Source organism: Mycobacterium sp. NGS45 (genome assembly GCF_059812645.1).
The window spans coordinates 1-4,908 of the sequence record NZ_JCALDB010000047.1 but is presented as its reverse complement, the minus strand read 5'-3'; the positions used below and the strand labels follow the sequence as shown (position 1 = coordinate 4,908).

General features: G+C 65.0%; 3 protein-coding genes. 1 reads left to right on the top strand and 2 read right to left on the bottom strand.

Annotated features, from left to right (window positions below; all coding sequences use genetic code 11):
- A partial coding sequence (locus AC5Y3P_RS22230) for a hypothetical protein (RefSeq protein ID WP_500048102.1) occupies positions 1-1,579 on the bottom strand: 1,579 nt, incomplete at its 3' end.
- Positions 1,576-2,628: a site-specific integrase gene (locus tag AC5Y3P_RS22225; RefSeq protein ID WP_500048101.1), complete on the bottom strand. Its 1,053-nt coding sequence runs from the start codon at positions 2,626-2,628 to the stop codon at positions 1,576-1,578. The genes AC5Y3P_RS22225 and AC5Y3P_RS22230, both read right to left, overlap by 4 nt.
- Before the next feature lie 412 nt (positions 2,629-3,040).
- Here AC5Y3P_RS22225 and AC5Y3P_RS22220 point away from each other — a divergent pair, with 412 nt between their 5' ends.
- Positions 3,041-4,255: a helix-turn-helix domain-containing protein gene (locus tag AC5Y3P_RS22220; RefSeq protein ID WP_500048100.1), complete on the top strand. Its 1,215-nt coding sequence runs from the start codon at positions 3,041-3,043 to the stop codon at positions 4,253-4,255.
- The last annotated feature ends 653 nt before the right edge of the window (positions 4,256-4,908 follow it).

Here is a 4,908-nt window from a genome sequence, read left to right as displayed (position 1 = left end):
TCCGGTGACGTGTGGGGATTTCAGCACGCTGAAGGTGCGTTCGGTCAGTGATCGGGCGGCTTCGAGGTACAGGGCGTGTTCCCAGCTGCCCGCCGGTGGTCCCCATTGGGCTTTTTGCAGCTGCGGTGGGGTCAGTGTGACCGTGACACTGGAGCGGGCACAGCACTGGCGTTGTTCGGCCGGCCAGTCGGGGGTGGCCATCGGTGTGCCGAAAGTGCTGGTGTGCACTGATTCCGGTTTCAGTGGGCATTGCACCCGGCCTTGGACTGCGGGGCAGACCAGTTCCATCTTGACCTGCTCGACCGGCAGTGCCCCGATGCGTGGGCCGGCCGCGTTTGCCTGCTTTGAAGGGGCGGGAGTTGGTGCCCATGAGGAACGGCAGCACCGATCGCAGGGTGTCGTCGTGGGTCTGCCAGGCGTGGTCGGCGAGCAGGTCGCGGGTTTTGGGGGCTGCATGGCGTCGCAGGAGCCGTTCGGCGGCCGGACAGTAGAACGCTCCGGCGTACTGGATCGGCCCGTATGGCTTGGAGTGGGGGCCTTGGGTGTTGCCTGAGGGCTCCGACAGTGTGGTGGTCGCCGGGTAGCGGAAGATGCCGGTGTAGCGCTGCTCGAGCATCAGTTCCGGGAAGGCACGCTTGGTGCTGTAGCCCATGTCGACGGTGAACCGGGGCCAGGTGCCGGTGTCGGATGGTCGGGTGTCCAGGCCGTTGCGGCGCATGTGGTCGAGGCAGACTTTGATCGCGTCCACGCTGCCGGAGGTGGGGTGGTGGATGTCGGCGGCCACGATCACCGGTGCCACTGCCAGCAGGTGATTGCCGGCGCCGATGCGGGTCAGTGCGGTGATCCCGACGCCGAAGGCGTGCTTGCCGCCGCGGGTGTCCTTGTCGGAGACGTTGTAGGTGGCGTGGTCGCGGACGTAGTAGCGGCCGCAGCTGGCTGCGCCGCGGTTCTTGTCCGGTTTGGAGCCCATGCCCGCCGAGGGGCCGGCCAGGTCGATGATCGATTCATCGGCGACCAGGTCTCCGGCCGCGCCCGCCGGTTGTGGGTCGAGGATCGATCCTTTGATGAGGTCGTTGACGACGATGCGCAGCCGTTCGGTGGCCTGCGCGCACTGCTGGTGTTCGTCGGCGGTGCGGGCGGCCAGGATCGCCTGGTGCTCGGCGTTGGGGATCCGGCGGGCGGGTTGGTCGGGGTAGCCGTCCAGGGGTTTGAGGCGACGGTTGAGCCAGGCGGTGAACCGGGTGAATTCTCGTTTCTGTTGGCGGTGGTTGTCGAAGAGCGCGGTGGTGTCTTGGGCGCCCATGCCGACGGCGTCGAGCTGTGCGGGGGTCAGGTCGGCGATGGTGTTGAGGATGGCGGTGTAGGTGGGGGTGCGGTTGAGCATGATCAGGCTCAGCGCGCACACCAGTACCGCTTTGAGCGTGTAGGCGATGCCGGCTCCTCGGGTTCCGCCGGGGCCCTTGGCCTGCTGGTAGTAGTCGTCGATCAGGTCGGGGACACCTGAGCGGTCGATGATGGCCGCGGCGCGGTCGAACAGTGCCGGGGCGAGTTCGTAGCGAGGTTCCAGGGTGGCGATCACTGCCAGTTCTCCTTGATCAGGGCCACGGCGTGCTGCACACCGTAGGTGGGCAACAGGTTTTGCTGCTCGGCCAGCACACGCAGGTCTTTGACGTCGGCGAGCTGCATCAGCAGCGCAGCTGGAACACGTTGGGCCAGTTGCAGCATCCAGCCGTGCCGCAGTTCGGCGACGTTGAAGCCCTCATGGCCTCGGCGCACCAGGTACTCGCTGGCCTTGTTGATCGAATTGCGGCCCAACGTGGTGCCGTCGAAGGTCAACAGCAACCCGTCCGGGCGCTCAGCCGCGGCGGCAAGCAATCGTCGGCTGGCGTCGCGGTCGGCGACCGGCACCAGCCGAGTACCCCCACCATTGTTGGCCAGGCGCACCACCGCGACCGGCTCACCGCCCCAGCTGGATGCTTCGATATCGCTGCCGCGCAACGCCTTCAGATCCCCCGGTCGGGCTCCGGCGCCGTAGCACAGGTCCAACTGCAGCAGCAGCCGCCGCGAATGGATCGATGGCAGGCCCGTGGCCACCATGTACAGCCGGGCGATCTTCTCCGCGCTGGCGGCCTCGGTATGGCGGGCCCGAAGCTCGGCCGGCCCCCACGGCGGCGGGTACTCCCGCGGATACGCCACCCGGCCCACGACGTACAGGTAGGTCCGCATCTGCTTGCTCGCCTTCAACGTCCACCGCTGCGCCATGATGTCCAGGTAGCGATCGACGTTGACCCGCCGCATCGCGGTCCTGTAGTTGAACTCCCCGACCCGTTCAGCCTCGAATACCAGGTAGCGGGCGGCCACGCTGAGTCGAATCCCGTCGGTGCCGGTACTGGATCGGGGTGCGCGACACACCAACCGGCGGGCCGTCTCGATCGCCGCCGCCGCGAAACGCCGATCCGGGACCCGGATGGTGTTGTTCGCCAATAGTTCATAGCGCTCGATGTCGATATCAGGGGTGAACGGCGGCAACACCGGCTCACCGACTGCCGGGCGAGCGGGGGTGCTGTCTGCGGTGCCGGCCCCCTCGCTACCTGGCCGGTGGGTGGCCATGGCACGAAACCGCGCCATCACACCACCGCCCGCACCACGACCCAAGGCATACATAAACCCGCAGCTCCAGGCCCTGTCCGGCCCCCGGACCAAGGCACGCACCGACCCCGCCCGGCCAGTACCAGCGTGGTTGGGCGTGGCTGATTGACAAGCACATGAAGGCGCGCTGAAATAGACACAGTCCTCCTTCGGAGGGTGAAGAAGAGTCACGAGAAACTCTTTGTTTTGTCTGGAAGCCGGGTGCCAGCCCGGCTTTCGGCGTTTCTGGGTGCCGAGACCCGCTCATGGATATGTCGTCGAAGAACTCCCTTGCTCGCAGACAGGGACGGCCCGCGTGGTGGAGGGGCGTCAGAAGACCCCTAAGGGGTAGCGTTCATCGGTGATGGCGCGGTGTCAACGAGGCGCGCCCAAGCCAGGCACAGGAGACGTCATGGCCAATCCGCCGCCCGGACAGTTCGACTCCACCCGTCTGCGGTCGGCCCGTGAAGCCGCAGGCCTGAGCCGCCGCCAGCTCGCCGAGCAGATCAACGTCAACGTCGATGTCCTCAAATCCTGGGAAACCAGAGGGGTTTGTCCGTCCATCGCCAACATCACCAACGTCGCCCGCGCTCTCGACCTGGCCATCACTGAGCTCTACACCCCCGGTGATGATTCCGCCGGATCACTGCGCGACCTCCGGGTCCGCGCCGGCCTGACACAACGCGAACTCGCCGACAAACTCGGCGTCGGCCAAACAGTGGTGTCGAAGTGGGAACGCAACAGAACCCGCCCGAACACCGACCAGATCACCAGCTACGCAGCAGCACTCGGAATCACACCCGCCGCACTGCGCGTTGCAGTCGAGGTCACCGCACTCACTTGCGGCACGCCCACCAGCGGGCAGGACAGCACGCCAGAGTTCGTTCTCACCGATTCCTCACCACACGTCATCTACGAGTTCGAAAACCTGAGCGGCCACGCGGTACTCACCTCACCGCAGTTCCCGGACCTGCGATTCCGCGCCAAGTTCGCCACCCCGTCACAACTCGAGATCGCAACACTGAACGCACACGTCGAAGCAAACTACTACCACCGCTACAACCACTTCCAATTACGCTGCCCCGCAAGAAACCCCGGTGAACCGGTCTACCTGATCCGCTGGCTCAACCCCGCCCAAAACCCCACCGGCTCCTCGGCCAGGACCGCGACAGTGGACGCCCTCATCGATACCGTCCCCCTCTGGCGAAGCGGCGAGATGAGCGCCCCGAAGGTACCGCTGTCCACCGGGGAGTACCTGGTGATCGTCGTCGAACCCACAGACCCCGTGTCCCTGATCTTCCACCAACTCACCCCCAGAGAACCCGGGACACTGATCCCCACCGAGACCACAGGTGGGCTGCGCCCCCTGGGCCTGTGCCCCGACAATTCCGACACAGAAGACCCCGTATGGCCGGGACGGTTCAACAACGACGACTTCCCACCCGAGACCACCTATGCCGAACTCCTACAACACCTTCGAGAAGGCGACGAAGCCAACACCGGTGTCCAGCACGCGAAAACCGCACGCACCCGACCAGCCATCGAACGGCTCCGACCCCAGTTCGACCAGCCCGTAACCCTAGAGGGAATCCAACGAGAGGCCCTCGCTGCCACCGCGATCCAATAGGGGCAGATCAGACGCCATCCACTCACCACCCATGCACCGTGCCGCAAATCCCGGCATGCCCTTCGCTGTAAGCCAGCTGAGATGGCACCTATTCATGCAGCTGACCCATCCGGGGCCATAGACCCTAGATAGGTAGACCGGCCCACAGTCGGCACTGCCACACAGATGTGTCCTGCCATCGAGCGACTCATCGACCCCCGGACGCCGGCGAGAAAGGTTCGCGGCAACTTCGTGATTCACTCTTTACATGGTTGAACGAGCAGGCAGTCAAGTATCAGGATTTGCAGCGCGACATTGGCCCCATGCATTGATCCTCATGTCTGTTCTCGCGTCGGTGTTCTTCCTTGTCCACGGGCTCGCGGCACACTGGGGCTCGTCGCAGTGGAGCAGTTACGGGCAATGCGTTGGAAGCGCTCTTACATTCGCTGCGGTCGTCATCGCCCTACGCGAGTCCCTTCGTGGGCAACGTGCCCGAGCTGTCGACCACGAGGTCGCTCGGAGGCGAGAATGTATGAAGGCAGTCGCCAGCGTGTGGACTGGACTCGCTCAAATGTCCCTCCATTTCATCAGCTTCACCGATTATCTCCAGAATCTCCCGGACAAATTAGACGCGAACTTGCCTAGGCAAGACAACGTGCCCAGCGATCACCCTG

Excerpts from the sequence above, each read along its gene's own strand:
- AC5Y3P_RS22220 (WP_500048100.1), top strand. The coding sequence starts at position 3,041 with ATGGCCAATCCGCCGCCCGGACAGTTCGACTCCACCCGTCTGCGGTCG.
- AC5Y3P_RS22225 (WP_500048101.1), bottom strand. The coding sequence starts at position 2,628 with ATGGCGCGGTTTCGTGCCATGGCCACCCACCGGCCAGGTAGCGAGGGG.